This window comes from Pyxidicoccus trucidator, assembly GCF_010894435.1.
GTDB lineage: Bacteria > Myxococcota > Myxococcia > Myxococcales > Myxococcaceae > Myxococcus > Myxococcus trucidator.
Window position 1 is genome coordinate 647092 of the sequence record NZ_JAAIXZ010000003.1, and the last position, 20173, is coordinate 667264.

A 20173-nucleotide genomic window follows, 5' to 3' on the forward strand; every position below is an offset into this window, starting at 1 on the left:
TCTAGATATAGGGCATGCGCAAGGGCGAGCTCACGCACCAGACCATCCTCGAGACGGCCATCCGGCTGGCGAGCCGGGTGGGCCTGCAGGGGCTGAGCATCGGCGGGCTGGCGGAGGAATTGAGCCTCTCCAAGAGCGGCCTGTTCGCGCACTTCAAGTCCAAGGCGGAGCTCCAGGTCCAGGTGCTGCAGACGGCCACCGAGGTCTTCACGGAGCGCGTCGTCCGCCCGGCCCTGACGCGACCGCGTGGCGAGCCCCGTGTCCGGGCCCTCTTCGAGGGTTGGCTCACCTGGGACAGGGACAAGATTTTCGAGGGCGGCTGCATCTTCGTGGCGGCGGCGGCGGAATTGGACGACGCGCCGGGGCCCGCGAGGGACACGCTGGTGCAGAGCCAGCGAGACTGGCTGGACTGCCTGGCGCAGGCCGCCCGCATCGCCGTGGCCGAGGGCCACTTCCGCAAGGACGTGGACGTGGAGCAGTTCGCCCATGACGAGTACGCGGCGATGCTCGGCTTCCACCACTCGCAGCGGCTGATGAAGGACCCGCAGGCGGAGACGCGCGCCCGGCGTGCCTTCGAGGCGCTGCTCGTCGCCGCCCGCAACCCCAGCACCTGATTGGCTTTCTTCCTGTGTCCTTCCGAGGAGGACCTCATCATGGCAGAAAATAGCACGAACGTTCGGACGAAACTGACGCTGACGGGAATCCGGGCCACGGCGAGGGGCCTGGGGGTGGTGGCGCCGGGGGTGGCGGCGGCGTGGGCGGAGCGGTTGTTCCGTTCGCCCCGGCGGACGCGGCGCTCGCGCACGGCCGAGGAGGTGCTGGCGCAGGGGCAGCGGCGGGTGCTGAAGCTGGGGGGCGAGCGGGTGTCGGTGTGGAGCTGGGGCGAGGGCCCCCGGGTGCTGCTGGTGCACGGGTGGAGCGGCTACGGCGGGCAGCTCACGGCCTACGTGGCGCCGCTGGTGCAGGCGGGCTTCTCGGTGGTGACGTACGACGCGCCGGGGCACGGGGTTTCGTCCGGGCGTCTCAGCTCGCTGCCGGAAATGGCGGACATGGTGGCGCGGGTGGCGCGTGCCACGGGCGGGCCGTATGCGGTGGTGGCGCACTCGCTGGGCGCGGCGGCCACGGCGTTGGCCATGCGGGACGGGCTGAAGGTGGAGCGCGCGGTGTTCCTCTCTCCGCCGACGGACCCGCGCTGGGCCGTCCGCGCCTTCGGGAAGATGCTGGGCTTCTCCGAGGGAATCCAGAAGCGGCTGTCGGCGCGACTCGAGGCGCGCTTCGACATGCGGCTGCGGGACATGGTGCTCCCCCACTTCGTACCCCTGTTGCAGGTGCCACTGCGCATCTTCCACGACGTGGGGGACAGGGAGGTGCCGGTGGAGGCGGGTGAGGCGGTGGCCCGTGCGTGGCCGGGGGCGAAGCTGACGCGCACGGAGGGGCTGGGCCACCACCGCATCCTCTACGCGCCGGAGGTGGTGGCGCCCGCGGTGGCCTTCCTATCGGAGGGCCGCCCGCGCAATGCGTGGCCGACGCTGGAGCTGCTGGCCTCGGCGGAGCCTCCGCGCGGGCACCTGCGCATGGTGCCCGGGCGCTGACCCTTACGCGCCCATCTTCTCCATGCGGCGCTGCATCTCCTCGGGCGACACGTCCTCGACGTGCTGCGAGAGCATCCACCTGTAGCCCTCGGGGTCCTCGAACGAGCCGGAGCGGTCGCCGTAGAACTGGTTCTCCAGCGGCCGCACCTGCTTGCCGCCGGCCTTCACGAAGCGCTCGGCGAGCGCGTCCACGTTCTCCGTGTAGATCATGAGGCCCATCGGCGAGCCGCCGAAGGTCTTCGCGCTCTTGTTGTCCCACTCGGGCATCTCGTCCGCCACCATGAAGCGCGCGTCGCCAATCTGCAGCTCCGCGTGGGCAATCTTCCCGCCCGGCATGGGCATCCGGTACAGCTCGATGGCGCCGAGCGCGGCCTTGTAGAACTCGATGGCCTTCGCCGCGTCGCGCAGCGCGAAGTGCGGCGTGAGGGTGTGGTATCCGTCGGGAATCGCCTTGGGCATGAGTCTTCCTCCTGGGGTTGGGGCCCCGCGCCACGCGGGGAGCGGGAGACTGCGCGACGCGGCGGGTAGGCTGCAAGCATGTTCAGTAGAGGTGTGCGCTACTGAAATGGAAATGAGGTGGCCCCTCCAGGCGTACATGGGGCCATGCTCTCCCTGCGCAATCTGGTGAAGGTGTACCCGGGCCCCGTGGCCGCCCTGCGGGGTGTGGACCTGGACGTGCCGCGCGGCATGTTCGGGCTGCTGGGGCCCAACGGCGCCGGCAAGTCCACGCTGATGAAGATTCTGTCGGGCCTGCTGGAGCCCACCTCGGGAGAGGTGACGCTGGACGGGTTGGACATCGTCCGGAACCCGGAGGCGCTGCGGCCCCACCTGGGCTACCTGCCGCAGGAGTTCGGCTTCTACCCGTACCTCACGGGCGAGGCGATGCTGCTGTACCTCCTGAAGCTCAAGGGCGTCACCGCGCAGCAGGGGCTGAAGAAGCTGTGCGCGGAGCTGCTGGAGCGCGTCAACCTCACCTTCGCTGCGAAGCGGAAGGTGAAGGAGTACTCGGGCGGCATGCGGCAGCGGCTCGGGATTGCGCAGGCGCTGGCGGGCAACCCGAAGCTCATCATCGTCGACGAGCCCACCGCCGGCCTGGACCCGGAGGAACGGCTGCGCTTCTACCGGCTGCTGGCGGAGGTGGCCCACGAGCGCACGGTGCTGCTGTCCACGCACATCGTCGAGGACGTGGCCATGCTGTGCCCGCGCTTCGCCGTCATCCGCCAGGGCCGCGTGGTGGCGATTACGTCTCCCACCGAGGCGAAGGCCGCGATTGCCGGCACCATCTTCGAGGGCACCGCGTCCGCCGCGGAGCTGTCCGAGCTCCAGCGCACCCGCCGCGTCACGCAGGCCGTGCTCTTCGAGGGCCGCAACCGCGTGCGCATCCACGAGCCGGGCGGCGCCGTGCCCGCTGGCTTCGAGCGCGTGACGCCCACGCTGGAGGACGCCTACCTCCTCTTGATGAAGGACACGCGCGAGGCCGCCACGCCCGCTGAGTCCACGGCGCCCGTCGTCCATGAGGTGGCACGATGAAGGCCCAACGGCTGGGCACCGTGGTGCGCACGGAATTGGCGCACCAGGTGCGCCGCCCGCTGTTCGTCATCCTGCTGGTCATCACCTTCCTGGTGGTGTGGGGCCTGTCCTCCGGCAACGTGACGATTGAGTCCGGAGCCAGCCAGGTGGGTGGACAGAAGGCGTGGGTGACGAGCGAGTTCGCCGTCTCGCAGACGCTCATCTTCCTCACCTTCCTCCTCTACACGTTCTTCGTCTCGGTGGGCGCCGGCATGGGCGTCATCGCGGACGACGAGGCGCGGGTGGGCCCCATCCTCCACACCACGCCGCTGACGCCGCGCGAGTACGTGTGGGGCAAGTTCCTGGCGGTGCTGGCCGCGTATGGCCTGGCGCTGGTGGCGCTGGTGGCCTTCATGGTGTTCTTCCACCACGTGGTGCCCGCGGGAGAGAACGCGGAGTACCGGGGCCCGCTGTCGCTGCTCAACTACGTGCGGCCGGCGCTCTTCTTCAGCGTGCCGCTGCTCGTCTTCACCGCGGGCATGGCCTTCACGGTGGGCGAGCTGACGCGGCGGCCGGTGCTCGTCTACTTCCTGCCCGTGGTGATGATGTTCGTCTGCGCGTTCTTCCTCTGGGACTGGTCGCCCGGGTGGCTGGACCCGAAGGTGAACCGGCTCCTCATGGCACTGGAGCCCGCGGGCCTGCGCTGGCTGAGCGAGACGTGGGTGAAGGTCGACCGGGGCGTGGAGTTCTACAACACGCAGCGCGTGGGGCTGGACGCGCTCTTCGTCCTCAGCCGGCTGGGCTTCATCGCCGTAGGGCTGGCGGGCGTGGCGTGGAGCGCGCGTCACGTGGCGCATGGGCTGCGAGGCGCGCCGGTGCGGGCCGCGAAGGGGAAGACGCTGGCGGACGCGCCGCCCGCCACGCCGGTGGGGACCGTGCGCGAGGAGGCGTCGCTCGCCTCGCTGGGGATGGAGGTTCGCCCGCCGGGGCTGTTGTCGGGGCTGTGGACGGTGGCGCGCGCCGAGGTGCGCGGCCTGCTGTCGCAGCCGGGGCTCTACCTCTTCGTGCCCATCATCCTGTTGCAGATGGTGGTGCAGTCGCTCAACGCGGTGGGGCCGTTCGACACGCCGCTGCTGACGTCGCCGGGGCACTTCGCGGTGCGGAGCATGGGGCAGGCGTCGGTGCTCGTGTGCCTGCTGCTCATGTTCTACACGGTGGAGTCGCTGGAGCGGGAGCGCGCCGTCTTCTTCGCGCCCATCCATGACGCCACGCCGGTGCGCACGCTGTCGGTGCTGCTGGGCAAGGCGCTCGCGAACAGCCTCGTCGGAGTCTCGCTGATGGCGGCGGTGTGGCTGGCCGCGACGCTGGTGCAACTGGCGCAGGGGAAGGTGCCGGTGATGGTGGCGCCCTTCGTCATCGTCTGGGGGTTGCTGCTGCTCCCCACCTTCGTGCTGTGGACGTGCTTCGTGCTGGCGGCGCGCGCGGTGACGGGTGGGCGCTTCGGTGCGTACGGGCTGGCGCTGGCGGCGCTGTGCCTCACCGGCTTCGCGGCGGTGCGCGGCGAGCTGAACTGGGCGACGAACTGGCCGCTGTGGGGCTCGGTGAAGTGGTCCGATTTGGGGCCGTTCGAGGTGGACCGGACGGCGCTCGTGCTCAACCGGCTTGGCGCGCTGGGGCTGGCCGCGTTCTTCGCGGCGCTGGCGGTGCGGCTGGACGGACGGCGGGCGACGGACTCGGTGAGCACGCTGGAGCGGCTGAAGCCCGGCGGCCTGCTGCGCGGCGCGTGGCGGCTGGCCCCGTGGGCGGTGGTGCCGGCGGTGGCGCTCATCGGCGCGGCGGTGCAGGTGGGGCAGGGCTGGCAGGGGGACGCGGCGAAGAAGCGCGCGAAGGAGTACTGGCAGAAGAACCTGGCCACGTGGAAGGACGCGCCGCAGCCCGCGCTTCAGGACGTGGACCTGGACGTGGACCTGGAGCCGGAGGCCGGCACGTTCCGCATGCGCGGCACGTACACGCTGGTGAACCGGCACGCGACGCCGCTGGACGCCTTCGCCCTCACTGGCGGAGACCACTGGGAGGACGTGCGCTGGACGGTGGACGGGAAGGAGTCCACGCCGGAGGACCGCTCGCGGCTGTACGTCTTCCGGCCGGCCGCGCCGATGCAGCCGGGCGCGGTGCTGCGCGTGGGCTTCGAGTACCACGGCCACTTCCCCCGGGGCGCGACGAAGGACGGCGGGGACGTGGAGGAGTTCATCCTGCCGTCGGGGGTGGTGCTCACCAGCTTCAACCCGACGTTCGCCCCGGTGATTGGCTACCGGGAGGACATCGGCATCGACCCGAAGGAGAACAAGTACGAGCCGCGCGTGTACCCGGACCGGTACTACGAGGGGCCGACGGAGCCCGCGTGGGGCACGGGGACGCCGTTCACCACGCGCATCCGCGTGACGGGTCCGGCGGAGTACACGCTCAACTCGGTGGGCGTGCTGGAGAGCGACGAGGTGAAGGACGGCCGCCGCGCCAGCGTGTGGAAGAGCGACCACCCGATGAGCATGTTCAACATCGTCGCGGGGAAGTGGGTGGTGCTGCGCGGTGAGGGCACGGCCGTCTTCCACCACCCCGGGCACGGCTACAACGTGGAGCAGATGCGGCGCGGGCTGGATGCGGCGCGCCGGTACTACTCGGAGTGGTTCCACCCGTATCCGTGGAAGGAACTGAAGCTGTCCGAGTTCCCCGGCCTGGACACGTACGCGCAGGGCTTCGCCACCAACATCACCTTCTCGGAGAGCATCGGCTTCCTGACGAAGAGCACGCCGAAGGCGAACGCGGTGCTGCTGATTACCGCGCACGAGGCGGCGCACCAGTGGTGGGGCAACATGCTCATCCCCGGCAAGGGCCCGGGGGGCGAGGTGCTGTCGGAGGGCACGTCGCACTACTCGTCGCTGAAGCTGGTGGAGCAGCTGGAGGGGCCCGCCGTGCGGATGGAAATCGCGAAGCGGCTGGAGGAGCGCTACGCGAAGAACCGGCGCGTGGACGCGGAGCAGCCGCTGGTGAAGCTGGACAACACGCGCGAGGGCGACAACACCGTCCTCTACGACAAGGGCGGCTGGGTGTTCTGGATGATGGAAGGGCTGCTGGGCCGCGAGCAGATGCATGCGGGCATCCAGGCGTTCCTGAACCAGCGCATGAGCGACGCGGACCATCCGGTGCTGCAGGACTTCACCGCGGCGATGCGGCCCTTCGCACGGGACGCGGCGGCCTATGACGCCTTCGTCCAGCAGTGGTTCCACGAAGTGCACGTGCCGGAGTACCGGCTGTCCGCCGCCAACGTGAAGCAGGAGGGCGGACAGTGGGTGGCCACGGTGACGGTGGAGAACGCGGGCAGCGGGCGCATGCCGGTGGAGGTGGCCGCGGTGAAGGGCGAGCGCTTCCCGGAGCGGACGGAGGAAGAGGCCGCGAAGGGACCGGCACAGCCGTCACCGGACTACCGGGAGGCGCGGACGACGGTGGTGCTCGGGGCAGGGGAGAAGGCGGAGGTGACGGTGCGCGCCGACTTCGCTCCCGAGCAGTGGGTGGTGGACCCGGACGTGCGAGTGCTCCAGCTCCGGCGCGAGGTCGCGGCGCTGAAGCTGTGAGGGCGGTGCGGCCTGCCCCGTGAGCCAGGGCCGGCGCCCTGGCTCACTCCGGCGCGAGGTCGCGGCGCTCAAGCTGTGACGGCGGTGAGGCCCGCTCCGCCCGGCGTGAGGTTGCTGCGCCGAAGCTGTAAGGGCGGTGCGGCCCGCTCCGCAAGCCAGGGCCCACGCCCTGGCTCACGTCTCAAGCGGAGCGCGGGCGCGGCTACTCCGGCGTATATCCCGGCGTGGTGCTCGCGCCGAGCTGGGAAGAGGTGTAGCGGCCGCTCGCGTCGTAGTGAACGCTGACGTCACCGGGCTCCAGCTCGTAGCTGTGGTCCGCCACGGTGCGCGTCACCTTGGGGCGCGCCGCCTTCACCTCCGTGCGCGTCACCTGCTCGCGCAGCATCGCGTCGAGCCAGTCGCGGTGCGCCTCGCAGTCGGCATAACCCTCGCCCACGTAGGTCGAAGAGACGGCCGAATCCACCGTCGCGTACGCCCCGACGACCAGTGTCAGCGCCCACAAGCCCAGCACTCCGAAGAAAGCCACCTTCCATCGATTCATAGCGGGTCCAGTCTGCAACGGTCAGGCACTGGATGCCTGTTTTGAGTTGATATGGGCGGGCGGAGAGTGCCCGGTGAGGGGCCGCTCCACGGTGTGTCCGTGGAGCGGCTCGCTCGGAGCAACCGCGGTTGCCGCTACTGCTGGACGGAGCTGGCCAGCTGCTGCATCGCGGCCCGCAGCACGGCGGGAGTCCCACCCGTCTCGGAGGGACGGGCGCCCGTGAGCGCGTCCACCCGGGTGTCGGGCAGGGACTGGCCATTTCGCGGGCCACTCAGGTCCATGAAGAAGTCGGCCTTGGCCGTCCCCGCGCTGCACCGGCCCGTCAGCGTTCCCTGGAGCGACGTCTGAAGCGAGCCGCCGGCATTCATGAGGCCGGTGCCCTGGGTGAACTCCAACGTCCAGGTGCAGCCGTTATTCGGGGGCATCGGGCACGTCGTCGCCCTCACGGTGAAGGACCGCTCTCCGCTCATCGACGCGCGAGGGCCGCAGCCCATGGAGCCGATGTCGAGGTTGAGTGACGCCTTGGAAGCGGAGGCCGTGTCCTTCTCGATGTCGAGCGTGTCCTGCACGTTGCCGGTCTCCGACTCGCCGTTGACGACGAACCGCATCGTCCCCGTGAGGGTGTAGCTCCCCGTCACGTTCGCGCGATGGTCCTCCTGCTGCGCGGGCGGGTCATTCTTCGTGTCGCCCCCCTCCTCATTCTCGTCACCCCCACAAGCGGTCAGAGCGGACAGCGCAATCACGGCCACGAGCAAACGAGAACGCATCATGTCGACTACCTCCCCCTTCAAGCTGCAATCGCCCCACTAAAGAGACGGAGTCAGGAACGAAAATGCGGGGGTTCATTTCGCGTGCAGCGGACGTTTTTCACGGTGGCCATCCGTGCCGGCGGAGTCTCCGCCACGCGTGTCAGCGTGGCAGGTGTCGTGCGCGCCGTCGTGACACGGTGGCACGGCAAGGCGCCGTGAGCCGCCGCTCCTCCTCTGGCGAGACGTTGTGCACGCCGGTTGCAAAGCGTCCGGGCACATCCGGACCGTCGGGTCCATGCGCTCAAGAGGGGGCTTTCACCGATGAAGCACATTCACACGCTGTTGATGACCGCACTGCTGTCCACGTCCGCGCTCGCCGAGGACACCGTGGAGCCGGGCACGCCGGCACCCGAGGCGCAGCGGACGATTCTGGGCCTCTCCATCATGCCGCTCTTCGGAGACAGGGTGCTCGAAGTGGAGGGAGAGCGGGTCGTCGGCCCGCGCCTGTCCGTGGGCCTGGGCCTGCGGACGGGCCTCTCCCATGCGGAGACCCGGCTCGCGCTCCCCGATGGGAGTGGCTTCGGCCCGAAGTCCGGCCAGACCGGCTTCCTGCTGGGAGTCGAGCCGAGAGTCCGCGTCTTCCTGACGGGGACCGCGCCCGAGGGGCTGTGGGTATCGCCCCGGCTCGGGCTCTCCCATTTTCAGTCGAAGAGCGAAACCGACGTGGTGCCGGTGGGCAACACGTTCGATCGGCGGTCGTGGACTGTCAGCGGGGCCGCGCTCCTGGGCTACAGCGCCATCGTCGGACGGGGGCTCGCCGTCCAGTTCGGAGCGGGGCTCGAGGCCCGCTCCGCTCGCAGCGTCACGAAGTCGCGCATGCTGGAACTTGGCTCCGATGGGGGAATTATCGAAAGCGAGTCCCGCGACCGCTCCTGGTCCATGAGCGAGCGGCTGGACCTGTCGGTGGGCTGGGCCTTCTGAGCGCCAGGCGCGGCCTCACACGGGAAGACAGCGCGGTCCTCCCTGGCGCCGCATGGGGGGCCGGGGCTTGCGGCCCCCGTGACGCCGTGCGGGACGCTGGGGCTCGGGCCGCTTCCGAGCCCCCTCGCGCAGCGGCAGGTCCGCGAGCGCCTTCACGTCGTGCACGAGCCCGAGCGCGGCCAGCGCGCGCACCGCCCACCAGCCCGGGTCCGGCTGCCGCCAGCCGAGCCCCATCTGCGCCGAGCCCGGGTACGCGTGGTGGTTGTTGTGCCACGACTCGCCCATGCTCACGAGCGCCAGCCAGCCCGCGTTGCGTCCCTGCTCGGCGCAGCCGGGAAGCTCATAGGGCTGCTCGCCCTCGACGTGGCTCACGTAGTGGACGCACCAGAAGCCGTCCTGCGTGAGCGCCAGCCGCACCAGCACGCCCCAGGCCACCCACGACGCCCCGCCGAGGGCGAACAGCCCCAGCGCGAGCGGCACCTGGAGCCACAGCCCCGCGCGCTCCAGGAAGCGGAAGAACGGGTCCTGCTCCACGCGAGGCTCCACGGGCGGGTACACGGCCGCGTCCCGCGCGTGCCACGTGTGGAAGAGGGCATAGGCCATGACGCGTGCGAAGCCGTCGCGGTAGCCGAAGTACGGCGGGCAGTCGGCCTCCGGCTGGTTCTGGTGGAAGTCGCGCAGGTGGTGCATGCGGCTCATGCCGATGACGCCGCCGAGTCCCGCCAGCGCGCCCACGAGCGCGAGCGTCCGCTCCACCGCGAGTGGCGCGCGGAAGGCGCGGTGGATGAGGCCCCGGTGGATGCCCACCGACACGCCCAGGCACATCGTCACGGCCGTCAGCACGGCGAACACCGCCACCGCGCTCCACGAGAAGCACACCGCGCCGCCGACGAGTGCCCCCACGTGCAGCAGTCCCCAGCGGGCCACCCTGCCTCCGTCCAGCTTCGCCTCGCCCCACCGCGTGTCCATGGCCTTGCTCCTTTGAGGGGAGGCCATCGCAAGCGCCCTGCCAGCCAGGGCCGGGCCTGATTCCGCGCGGTTGCACGGGCACGCGGGCGGCACTGTCAACGCCGTTCACAGCGCGCCGTCCACGGCGTGGACGGGGCAAGGGAGCGCCAGGGCCTCAGCGGCGGAGAAGCTCCAGGAGCTCACGCGGGCCAAACGCCGTAGCGCGGCACCAGCGCCAGGCTGTCTACGCATGAGCGGGCAGTGTCGGGCAGTCGGCACGTCATCGCAGGCCTGCCGCGCCACGGTGCGGCATCCGAGGTCATCGACTGTCTCCGGTGCGCGAGCCGCTGCTAGCGTCCGCGCACCATGAACCTTGGAGCCCTTCCCCTCGTCGTGTCGCTGCTCGCCGCACAGGCGCCGTCACCCGCGAAGCCACCGCCGAGCACCGCGCGTGTGGAGCTGCCGTCGCAGGTGCCTGGCATCGCCGCACTGCCCGGCCAGCCGAACCTCTGGGTAAGCAACGTGCCGCCGGTGCCGCCCGAGCTGCGCCAGCGGGTGGACCAGTACCTGGAAGCCCGCGCCGCCGCGCTCGCGGACGTGAGTGGTGACGGAAAGCAGGTGCTCATCTCCACGCGCTTCGCGGACACCAACCAGCTCCACGTGGTGGAGACACCCATGGGCGCGCGCACGCAGCTCACCTTCACGGATGAGCCCATCAACCAGGCGCGCTTCCAGCCCGGCAACCCGCAGGTCATCTACTACCTGCAGGACAAGGGTGGCGGTGAGTTCTTCCAGGTGTTCCGCCTGGACCGTCGCACGGGCCGCTCGGAGCTGCTGACGGACGGCAAGAGCCGCCACGAGACGCTGCGCGTGTCGCGCGATGGCCGCTGGCTCACGTACAGCGGCACGGGCCGCAACGGAAAGGACACGGACGTCTACGTGGCCCCCACCAGCGACCCACGCAAGGCCCGCCGCCTTACCGAGGCCGAGGGCACGTGGCTCCCGGTGGAGTTCTCGTCGGACGGCTCGAAGCTGCTGGTGACGCAGTCGCGCGCCGTGGACGACGCCGACCTGCACGTGGTGGACGTGCAGTCCGGAGAGCGCCGCCAGCTCACACCGAAGGAGGGCAAGGGCAGCGTCGGCTCCGCCATCTTCGCGAGGGATGGCCAGTCCGTGTACCTGGTGACGGACCGCTACAGCGACTTCGCCGAGCTGTACCGCCTGGAGCTGTCCAAGGCGCCGTACCCCGAGGCGCCTCCGTCGCTGACGAAGTCGGTGCGGTGGAACGTGGTGGGCTTGTCGCTGTCGGCGGACGGCCGCCAGCTCGCGGTGGGCACCAACGAGGACGGCTATGGCCGGGTGTACCTGTTGGACACGCGCACGCAGGCCCTCTCGCCGCTCGAGGTGCCCAGGGGCGTCGTCACCGCGCTGCGCTTCCCCTCCCTGCGCTCGGACGTGCTGGCCTTCTCGCTGGGCGATGCGCGCTCGCCCCTGGACGTATGGACGGTGGACCTCAAGAGCCGCAAGCCGGTGCGGTGGACGCGCTCGGAGGTGGGCGGCATCGACACGGAAATCTTCGTGGAGCCGGAGCTGGTGCGCTACCCGTCCACGGACGGCGTGCGGGTGCCGGCCTTCCTCTACAAGCCGAAGGGCGCCACCGGGAAGGTGCCCGTCGTCGTCGTCTTCCACGGCGGGCCCGAGGCGCAGAGCCTGCCCACCTTCAACAACCTCCATCAGTTCCTGGTGACGGAGATGGGCCTGGCGGTGCTGGTGCCCAACGTGCGCGGCTCGAACGGGTACGGCAAGGCGTACCGGGCCATGGACGACGGCGTGAAGCGCGAGCAGAGCCTCGCGGACATCGGCGCGACGCTGGACTTCATCGGCTCGCGCAAAGATTTGGATGCGGCGCGCGTGGGCGTCTACGGCGGCTCGTACGGCGGCTACATGACGCTGGCGACGGCGGCCTTCTACCCGGACCGCATCAAGGCCGCGGTGGACGTGGTGGGCATCTCCTCGCTGGGCAGCTTCCTCCAGAACACGCAGGCGTACCGGCAGGATTTGCGGCGCGTCGAGTACGGCGACGAGCGAGACCCCGAAGTCCGCAAGGTGCAGGAGCGCATCTCCCCGCTGGGCTCCGTCGACAAGATTCGCGCGGCGCTCTACGTGCAGCAGGGGGCCAATGACCCGCGGGTGCCGCGCTCGGAGGCGGAGCAGATTGTCCAGGCGGTGCGCAAGCGCGGCGCGGACGTCTGGTACCTGCTGGCCACCGACGAGGGCCACGGCTTCCAGAAGAAGGACAACCGCGACTTCGCGCAGCTGACCGCGTTGATGTTCTTGGAGAAACACCTCGGCGCCCCGCGGACGCAGGGCGGCGGGGCCTCGGGCTCCAAGTAGCTGAAGCGAGCAGGCGAGGACCGCTCGGGCCAGCAAATCCAGGGGGTTGGCCCGGGTGGAATGTCGGGCCGGTATGCGGTGCCCACACTGACGTTATGACTCCCGGAGCTAGGACTCGGGACGAGGAGGACTTCGTATGAAGCGCTTTTTGATGCCGCTGCGCCGGGGTGTGTTGGTGGTGGGTGTGCTGCTGGGGGCGGGGGTCGCGGTGTCGGCGCCTCGACAGGACGCCATCAATCTGCGGATTGCCCGTGAGCAGTACAACCTGGTCGTCACGCCTGGCGAGGTGACGGGGCAGGACTTCCAGCTCACGCGCGCGCCCGGTGAGCTGCGGGGCCGCACCTACCTGGGCACCGTCGCCGTGCAGCTGAAGGACGGTGAGGCGCGGGGCGCGCTCGGCGGCGCCACGGTGAACCTTAAGGTCACCAAGGAGGGCGACGCGATTGTGGCCAAGGGCGGCTTCGGCGGGCGCCCGGTGAACCTGAAGCTGAGCCCCAGCGAGATGACGGTCTACGTCCGCGACTGCACCTACCGGCTGAAGGCCCAGGAGGACGGCCGCTTCTACGTCGGCAAGCGCAGCTGCGACATCGCCTCCACGCCGCCCTCCGAGGTGTGGCTGCCGGACGAGTTCCATGCCGCGACGCCCGAGGAGAAGGCCGTCATCCTGCTCCTCGCGCTGTAGGTCCATCGGGAGAGGGTGGGGGCCCGTGACAGAGGCCCTCACCCGCCCCGGGGCAGCTCCACCGTGAAGGTGGAGCCCACGCCCAGCTCGCTGCTCACGGCGATGTGGCCGCCCATGGCCTCCACAATCTGCCGGGCAATCCAGAGTCCCAGTCCGAAGCCGCCGTAGTTGCGCTCGGACACGGCGCGCTCGAAGCGGTGGAAGAGGCGCGACAGGTTCTCCGCGGCGATGCCGATGCCCGCGTCGCGCACGTCCAGGCGCACGCGCTCGGCGGTGGCCGCCAGCTCCATCCGCACCGGCTGGCCCCGTCCGTACTTCACCGCGTTGGAGACGAGGTTCGTCAGCACCTGGTCCAGCCGCAGCCTGTCCCACTGTCCCGTGGCCTCCGGCGCCAGCACCAGCTCCAGCGCGGTGCCGGTGCGCGTCAGCTCCGGCTCGAAGCGCTCGGCCACCTCGCGCACCAGCGCGCTCAAGTCGAGCGGCTCGGGGCTCAGCTCCAGGCGCCCGGCGCTGATGCGGGACACGTCCAGCAGCGCGTTGACGAGCTGGGTCTGCCGCTTCACCTGCCGGTCCACCATCTCCAGCCCCCGGCGCAGTCGCTCCGGCGAGATGTCCCCGGGTGAGCGCTGGAGGCTCTGCACCTGGAGCTGGAGCGCGCTGATGGGCGTCTTCAACTCGTGGCTGGCGATGGAGAGGAACTCCTCGCGCAGGCGGATGGCCTGCCGGGCCTCGCGGTACAGCCGCGCGTTGTCGAGGGCGAGCGCCGCGCGCCGCGCCAGCTCCAGTGCCAGCGCCAGGTCCTGCACGTCATATGTCCGCCGCGAGGTGACGAACGTCATCGCCCCGAAGGGTTGTCCCCGCACCTGCAGCGGCACGCACAGCCACGCGTGCCCGGAGTCCCGCGCGGAGGGGCACACGTCCCCGGGCGCGTCCGCCTCGAAACCCGTGCAGAGCTCCGGCGCGCCAAAGGCGACGACTCGCGCCACCACCTCCGGGTCCGGCACGCCCGCCAGCACGCCGCGGCCCTCCGGCCCCGAGGTGGCCGTGGCCGCGGACCGGGGCACGCCCGCCTCATCCGCGAGGAACACGCCGCACGCCTCCGCGTACGCGGGCACGGCCAGGTGCGCCACGCGCTCCAGCGTCTCCTCCAGCTCCAGGCTGGCGGCAATCACCCCGCCGGCCTCCGCGAGGAAGCGCTGCGTCTCCTCGCTGCGCTGGCGCTCGGTGATGTCCACGACGATTCCCAGGCACTGCGCCGGGCCCCCCGGAGGCCGCAGCAGCGCCGTCCACAGGGCCACCTGGATGGGCGTGCCGTCGCGCCGTTGCCACACCGTCTCCACGCCCGACAGCGCGCGGCCCTGCTCCACGCCCTCCAGGTTGCGGCGGAACTCCGCCTGGCGGGAGGGCTGCACCATGGGCGCCACCTGTCCGAGCGCCTCGTCGCCCGTCCACCCGAACATCCGCTCCGCGGCGGGGTTCCACAGCCGCACGGTGCCGTCCATGTCCAGCAGCATGATGGCGGCGGGCGACGCCTGGATGATGGCCGCCAGCGTCTGGTGTGCCTCGCGCAGGGCGGTGCGCGCGCGCTGCTCCTGCTCCAGCAGTCGGGCGCGCGCCAGCGCCTGGGCGGCGTGGTGGGCCAGCAGCTCCAGGAAGGCGCGCTCGTCCGCGTCGAAGGCGTGCGGCTCGGCGAAGCTGAACTGCAGCGCTCCCAGCGCGCGTCCGTCCACCGCCAGGGGCAGGCACGCCGCCGAGGGCGCCGACGTCCCCTGCGCCTGCTCACAGCGCTCGGCCAGCTCAGGGAAGCGGAAGGCCATCGCGTCCGGCGTCTCCAGCCACACCGGGCGCGCCTCGCGGATGGCCTCGGTCATGGGCGAGGGCTCCTCCAGCGGCACCTTCCCGAAGACGCCGGACAGCATGCGCGAGTCCTCGCCCATGCAGCGCAGCAGGAGGGCGTGGCCGTCGCCGGGCTCCACCAGCCACAGCGCGCCGCTGCGCGCGCCCACCGCGTCCACGCCCTGGTCCACCACGACTTCCGCCACGCGCGAGGCGGTGAGCACCTGGGACAGCTCCGCCGTCACCCGCTGCAGCCGCTTCAGCCGTCCCGCGGCCACCTCCGCCGCCTGCCGGGCCTGGCGCTCCGACGCGTAGGCGCGCGCCACGTCCAGCGCCAGCGCGGCCCGGTCCGCCAGCTCTTGTAGGAGCAGCCGCTCTCCCGCCTCGAAGGGCGCCGCCGAGGGCTCGCGCCACACGGTGAGCGTCCCCACCCCCCGGCCCCGCGCGCGCAGCGGCAGCACCAGCGACGCGGTGAAGGGGATGCGCTCCAGCAGCCCGTGGTGCTGGGGCGGCACCAGGCGGCGCAGCTCCTCCAGCTCCAGGCGCGGCACCCGCAGCGCCTCACCCGAGCGCAGCGCGTCGGCGGACGGGCCCTCGTCCGCGCGCAGCACCGGGGCGATGAGGGACTGGAAGAGGGGCCGGGCCTCCTGCGAGGCGGACGCGGACGCCACGGTGCGCAGCCACCGGCCATCCTCGGACAGCAGCCGCAGCGCGCACGCCGAGCCCAGCAGGGGCACCACCAACTCGCACAGCCGCTCCATGACGGCGGGGGGCTCCAGGCTGACGTCGGCCAGCACCCGCGAGGCCTCGGCCAGCAGCGCCAGCCGCTCCTCCACCTCTGGAGCCTGCGCCCCATACCGCCACGGCTCTTCCAGCTTGGATACCGACGACCTGGTCATCTCGCCCCCGTCGAGTCATGGGAGCACGGAGGGGTGGATCAGGGGATGGCTCCCGCGCGCCGCCGCCCGCGGCCTCACGGGTGGAGAACATCCGCCCGCCCGCGACTGTTGGCGCCGGACGCACCCACCGTCCTGGCGCCGCCTTCCCCGGGTTCATGCCCACCTGGACACACATGCGGGGCCGTGCGTTGGAAAACAGGGAGCGCCGTGTCACGTCCGTTGCTCACGGCCCGGGTTCGGCTAAAGCGGGGGGCGTGAAAGCCACCACGACCGGAGTCCCGGGGGGCGAAGCCGCCCGAGCGGCCCCGGACAGCATCAAGCGAACAGCGATACTCGCCCTCGGGGCCCTGGGCATCGTCTACGGGGACATTGGAACGAGTCCGCTGTACGCCCTTCGTGAGTGCTTCCACGGCGCGCACAGCGTGCCGCCCACGCCGGCCAACGTGCTGGGCGTGCTCTCGCTCATCTTCTGGTCGCTCATCATCGTCGTGTCGGTGAAGTACCTCATCTTCGTGATGCGGGCGGACAACCGGGGCGAGGGCGGCATCCTCGCGCTGATGGCGCTGGCCATGCAGCGGCCCCGGGGCCAGGCGCACAAGGCCCGGCCGGTGCTGATGACGCTCGGCATCTTCGGCGCGGCGCTGCTGTACGGAGACGGCGTCATCACTCCGGCCATCACCGTGCTGTCCGCGGTGGAGGGCCTGAACGTGGCCACCCCCGTCTTCGGCCCCTACGTCGTCCCGATTACGCTGGTCATCATCTTCATCATCTTCCTGGTGCAGCGGCACGGGACGGCGGGCATCGCCGCGGTGTTCGGCCCCGTCATGTGTCTGTGGTTCTTCACCCTGGGGGTGCTGGGGTTCAAGGAGCTGCTGCACAACCCGGCGGTGCTGTGGGCGCTGTCCCCGGTGCATGGGGCGCTGTTCTTCGTGCACAACGGCATGCACGGCTTCCTGGTGCTGGGCGCGGTGTTCCTGGTGGTGACGGGTGGCGAGGCGCTCTACGCGGACATGGGGCACTTCGGGTGGAAGCCCATCAAGCGGGCGTGGTTCTGCCTGGTGTTGCCGGGGCTGACGCTCAACTACCTGGGGCAGGGGGCGCTGCTGTTGCGGGACGCGAGCGCGGCGCGCAATCCGTTCTACCTGCTGGCGCCGGACTGGGCGCTCTACCCGCTGGTGGCGCTGGCCACGGCGGCGGGCATCATCGCCTCGCAGACGCTCATCTCCGGCGCGTTCTCGATTACGCGTCAGGCCATGCAGCTGGGCTACAGCCCGCGCATGGAGGTGGTGCACACGTCGGCGGAGGAGATGGGCCAGATTTATCTGCCCGGCCTCAACTGGGTGTTGCTGCTGGGCGTGGTGTCGCTGGTGCTGACCTTCCGCTCCTCGAGCGCGCTGGCGTCGGCGTATGGCATCGCCGCGGTGACGACGATGGCCATCACCACCGTCCTCGCCTACGTGGTGGCGCGTGAGCGGTGGGGGGTGAGCCGGGCGGTGGCGCTGCCCATCGCAGGGCTGTTCCTGGTGGTGGACCTGTCGTTCTTCGCGGCCAACACGGTGAAGATTGCCAACGGCGGGTGGCTGCCGCTGTTGCTGGCCCTGATGATTTTCACGCTGATGACGACGTGGAAGCGGGGGCGCGACATCCTGGCGGGCAAGCTGCGCGCGTCGAGCATTCCGTTGAAGGAGCTGCTGGGCAGCTTCGGGGACCACCCGCCGGTGCGGGTGCCGGGCACGGCCATCTTCATGACGGGCAACGCGGAGGGCACGCCGCCGGCGCTGCTGCACAACCTGAAGCACAACAAGGTGCTGCACGAGCAGGTGGTGCTGCTGACGATTGTGCCGGAAGAGGTGCCGCACGTGCCGGGCGACGAGCGGGTGGAGGTGGAGCCGCTGGAGCAGGGCTTCGTGCGGGTGGTGGCGCGCTACGGCTTCATGGAGAACCCGGGCATCCCGGACGTGCTGAAGCGCTGCCGGGAGAAGGGGCTCCAGTTCCAGTTGATGGGCACGAGCTTCTTCCTGGGTCGGGAGACGCTGATTCCGACGAAGCGCCCGGGCATGGCCATCTGGCGCGAGGCGCTGTTCTCCTGGATGAGCCGCAACGCGCGCAGCGCCACGGCGTACTTCCGCATTCCACCCAACCGCGTGGTGGAGCTGGGCAGCCAGGTGGAGCTGTGAGGTACGGTCCTCTCCCTGCGGAGAGGGATGAGGGACGAAGCGTCAACCGGAGTCGGACGGCATGTACCTGAGCAGGATCGAGATCACCAGCATCCGAGGCTTTCGCCCAGGGGAATTGAAAGTCGACCTTGACTTGAGTCGACCTGACGGCCGCTTTGCTGGTTGGACAGTGCTTGCCGGTCGAAACGGCGCTGGAAAGTCCTCGCTGCTCAAGGCAGTTGCGCTTGTTATTGCGGGTCCGGATGCTGTGCGCGCGCTTCAGCCCAGCCTTTCGGGTTGGATCCATGCTGAGAAACAAGAGGGCTTGATTGTTGCCAGGGTCGTTCCCGAACCCAAACACGATCGTTTCTTGAATGGTGACTCACCTTCAAAGTCGTTCAAAGCGCACCTGTCCTTGCTTCAGTTCGAAGCTGGTCCCGAGCCTGCTCTACACTTCGGAAGCAGTCACCCCATGCAGGTCAAGTTCGGGAGCCAGCAGCCCACCTTGATCAAGGACCCAACAGCATCAACCTCTGAGTTAGAGGATGGACCATGGGCTGTTAACCCGCGTGGTTGGTTCATTGCTGGGTATGGACCCTATCGGCGTCTCGCCAGCACAGCTGAATCCCAGCACCCAGTAAGTGGAACTCCTCAGGTATCCCGCCTAGCCAGTCTCTTTAGAGAGGATGCTTCACTCGTTGAGGCAGTCCAGTGGCTCAAGGAGCACCACTTCCGGGGGTTGGAGGAAAAGCCCGGCGCGAGAGAACTCATTGAGAGCGTGCTGATGCTCTTGAATGATGGTCTGCTCCCAGACTCGACGCAGGTTTCACGCATCGACTCCGAAGGACTCTGGGTGACACAAGGCGGGCGCACTTTCCCGCTGCGGGACATGAGTGACGGCTACCGCACTACAGCTGCGCTTGTGCTGGATCTCGCCCGCCAGCTCCAAACGACCTACCGGGAGTTCAGGCTCGAACCCGTCGAACCAGCTCAACCGGGGTTGAAATGGCGTGTGCCGTATCCCGGCGTCGTACTCATCGACGAAGTCGAGCTGCACCTGCACGTGTCCTGGCAGCGACGCATCGGTTTCTGGCTCAAGCAGCACTTCCCCAACATCCAGTTCATCGTCACCACGCACAGCCCCTTCGTCTGCCAGGCTGCGGACCCTAGGGGGCTCATCCGTCTCCCTGCTCCCGGGGAAGAGCGAACCGCCGAGCACGTGTCCGACGAGCTGTTCCGCACAGTCGTGAACGGCACCGTGGACGAAGCCGTGCTGACGGAGCTCTTTGGCCTGGAGCACGTTCACTCCGAGGAGTCAGAGAAGCTGCGCACGCGAGTTGCGGAGCTCGAAGTCCGACTCATGGACGGAAAAGCCTCCGAAGAAGAACGTGCGGAGTTCGAGCGCCTGTCGGCCCAGTTGCCGGATACAGGCAGTGCGCTCGTGGATCGTGCGGTCCGGAGCCTCGGACTCGATAAATGAAGAGGCTGAATCGTGAGCCGCTCAGTCCCGAGACGATGCAGTTCCTCGCCGAACGGACGCAGAAGGTACTTGCCACCGCTGACCGGATCGAAGAAGCGAGGCGCCTCTGGGAGCAGAAGGGAAGAGCGTTCAATGAGGTCCGAGAGACGCTCGCGCTAATGGCCTCGGGCCACGAGCGCTGCATGTACTGTGAGGACAGCGCGGGCACGGACATCGAGCACTTCTGGCCGAAGGCGGACTATCCGGAGAAGGCGTTCACCTGGACGAACTACCTGCTCGCGTGCAGCACCTGTAACAGCAACAACAAGCGGGAACAGTTCCCGGTGGATGCGGCAGGGGCGCCGCTTCTCATCGACCCGACGGTGGAAGAGCCTCGTGAGCACATGGGGCTGTCGGGGCGCACCGGCAAGCTCGTGCATCGGACGCTTAAGGGAGAGAAGAGCATCGAGGTCTTCGGGTTGGCTCGCTCCACCCTGGAGAAAGGTCGTCGGAATGCCTGGGTCGCGCTGCAAGCCTTCCTCGTGGCTTATGACCAGGCCTGCGCGCGCCAGGACTGGAAGCACGCATGCGACATTCAACGCACCGTTTGTGGCCATCCCTTCGCGAGTGTCTTCGGCTGGTTCCTGGATGCCGCAAGGAGCTCGGCCGCGACGGCGCTCATTGATGGGCACTGCCTCGCCGTGCTCGACAAGTACCCCGACATCCAGCATTGGCTCTGACCCATCACTTCCACGAGCCTTGGCTTGCGCCGCCCGTGAGTCGCGCGCCACGCTGTGC

At 69.8% G+C, this 20173-nt stretch carries 15 protein-coding genes; 10 read left to right on the forward strand and 5 right to left on the reverse strand.

The features are described from left to right. Positions 1-14: 14 nt before the first annotated feature. Both G4D85_RS12650 and G4D85_RS50265 read left to right on the forward strand, forming a co-directional pair. Positions 15-614 carry a TetR/AcrR family transcriptional regulator gene (locus tag G4D85_RS12650; RefSeq protein ID WP_164011517.1) on the forward strand — a complete coding sequence of 200 codons (600 nt, stop codon included), beginning with the start codon at positions 15-17 and terminating at the stop codon, positions 612-614. Between the two features lie 39 nt (positions 615-653). Beyond that, a complete protein-coding gene (locus G4D85_RS50265; protein ID WP_164011519.1) occupies positions 654-1592 on the forward strand; it encodes an alpha/beta hydrolase in 939 nt (312 codons plus the stop codon). A 3-nt stretch (positions 1593-1595) separates the two neighbouring features. Here G4D85_RS50265 and G4D85_RS12660 read toward each other — a convergent pair whose 3' ends face one another. Next, a complete protein-coding gene (locus tag G4D85_RS12660) occupies positions 1596-2051 on the reverse strand; it encodes a VOC family protein (protein WP_164011521.1) in 456 nt (151 codons plus the stop codon). A 144-nt stretch (positions 2052-2195) separates the two neighbouring features. Here G4D85_RS12660 and G4D85_RS12665 point away from each other — a divergent pair, with 144 nt between their 5' ends. Next, on the forward strand, positions 2196-3122 hold the full coding sequence (locus G4D85_RS12665) for an ABC transporter ATP-binding protein (protein ID WP_164011523.1): 927 nt from the start codon (positions 2196-2198) through the stop codon (positions 3120-3122). Next, positions 3119-6730 carry an ABC transporter permease/M1 family aminopeptidase gene (locus G4D85_RS50270; RefSeq protein WP_164011525.1) on the forward strand — a complete coding sequence of 1204 codons (3612 nt, stop codon included), beginning with the start codon at positions 3119-3121 and terminating at the stop codon, positions 6728-6730. Before G4D85_RS12665 ends, G4D85_RS50270 begins: the two co-directional genes overlap by 4 nt. Before the next feature lie 202 nt (positions 6731-6932). On the opposite strand, the gene G4D85_RS12675 is transcribed toward G4D85_RS50270, so the two are convergent. Both G4D85_RS12675 and G4D85_RS12680 read right to left on the reverse strand, forming a co-directional pair. Further along, positions 6933-7271, reverse strand: a complete 339-nt coding sequence (locus G4D85_RS12675) for a hypothetical protein (protein WP_164011527.1) — start codon at positions 7269-7271, stop codon at positions 6933-6935. A gap of 134 nt (positions 7272-7405) precedes the next feature. Then, positions 7406-8041: a hypothetical protein gene (locus G4D85_RS12680; RefSeq protein ID WP_164011529.1), complete on the reverse strand. Its 636-nt coding sequence runs from the start codon at positions 8039-8041 to the stop codon at positions 7406-7408. Between the two features lie 300 nt (positions 8042-8341). On the opposite strand from G4D85_RS12680, the gene G4D85_RS12685 reads away from it, so the two are divergent. Beyond that, the gene (locus G4D85_RS12685; RefSeq protein ID WP_164011531.1) at positions 8342-9001 is read left to right on the forward strand and encodes a hypothetical protein; all 660 of its coding nucleotides are present in this window, start codon (positions 8342-8344) and stop codon (positions 8999-9001) included. A gap of 15 nt (positions 9002-9016) precedes the next feature. On the opposite strand, the gene G4D85_RS12690 is transcribed toward G4D85_RS12685, so the two are convergent. Continuing rightward, a complete protein-coding gene (locus tag G4D85_RS12690; RefSeq protein ID WP_240359228.1) occupies positions 9017-9970 on the reverse strand; it encodes an acyl-CoA desaturase in 954 nt (317 codons plus the stop codon). Positions 9971-10315: 345 nt separating this feature from the next. On the opposite strand from G4D85_RS12690, the gene G4D85_RS12695 reads away from it, so the two are divergent. After that, positions 10316-12343: a S9 family peptidase gene (locus tag G4D85_RS12695; RefSeq protein WP_164011535.1), complete on the forward strand. Its 2028-nt coding sequence runs from the start codon at positions 10316-10318 to the stop codon at positions 12341-12343. Positions 12344-12479: 136 nt separating this feature from the next. Next, positions 12480-13025 carry a hypothetical protein gene (locus tag G4D85_RS12700; RefSeq protein WP_164011537.1) on the forward strand — a complete coding sequence of 182 codons (546 nt, stop codon included), beginning with the start codon at positions 12480-12482 and terminating at the stop codon, positions 13023-13025. A gap of 38 nt (positions 13026-13063) precedes the next feature. Here G4D85_RS12700 and G4D85_RS12705 read toward each other — a convergent pair whose 3' ends face one another. Further along, entirely contained in the window at positions 13064-15760 is a 2697-nt protein-coding gene (locus G4D85_RS12705) for a sensor histidine kinase (protein ID WP_164011539.1), read from the reverse strand. Between the two features lie 173 nt (positions 15761-15933). Here G4D85_RS12705 and G4D85_RS12710 point away from each other — a divergent pair, with 173 nt between their 5' ends. The 3 genes from G4D85_RS12710 to G4D85_RS12720 all read left to right on the forward strand — a co-directional run bounded on the left by G4D85_RS12710 (position 15934) and on the right by G4D85_RS12720 (position 20115). Then, the gene (locus G4D85_RS12710; protein ID WP_164011809.1) at positions 15934-17937 is read left to right on the forward strand and encodes a potassium transporter Kup; all 2004 of its coding nucleotides are present in this window, start codon (positions 15934-15936) and stop codon (positions 17935-17937) included. A gap of 61 nt (positions 17938-17998) precedes the next feature. Next, positions 17999-19396, forward strand: coding sequence for an AAA family ATPase (locus tag G4D85_RS12715; protein ID WP_164011541.1), 1398 nt, complete (start codon positions 17999-18001; stop codon positions 19394-19396). Continuing rightward, the gene (locus G4D85_RS12720; RefSeq protein WP_164011543.1) at positions 19393-20115 is read left to right on the forward strand and encodes an HNH endonuclease; all 723 of its coding nucleotides are present in this window, start codon (positions 19393-19395) and stop codon (positions 20113-20115) included. The genes G4D85_RS12715 and G4D85_RS12720 overlap by 4 nt, the downstream gene beginning before the upstream one ends. Positions 20116-20173 lie beyond the last annotated feature (58 nt).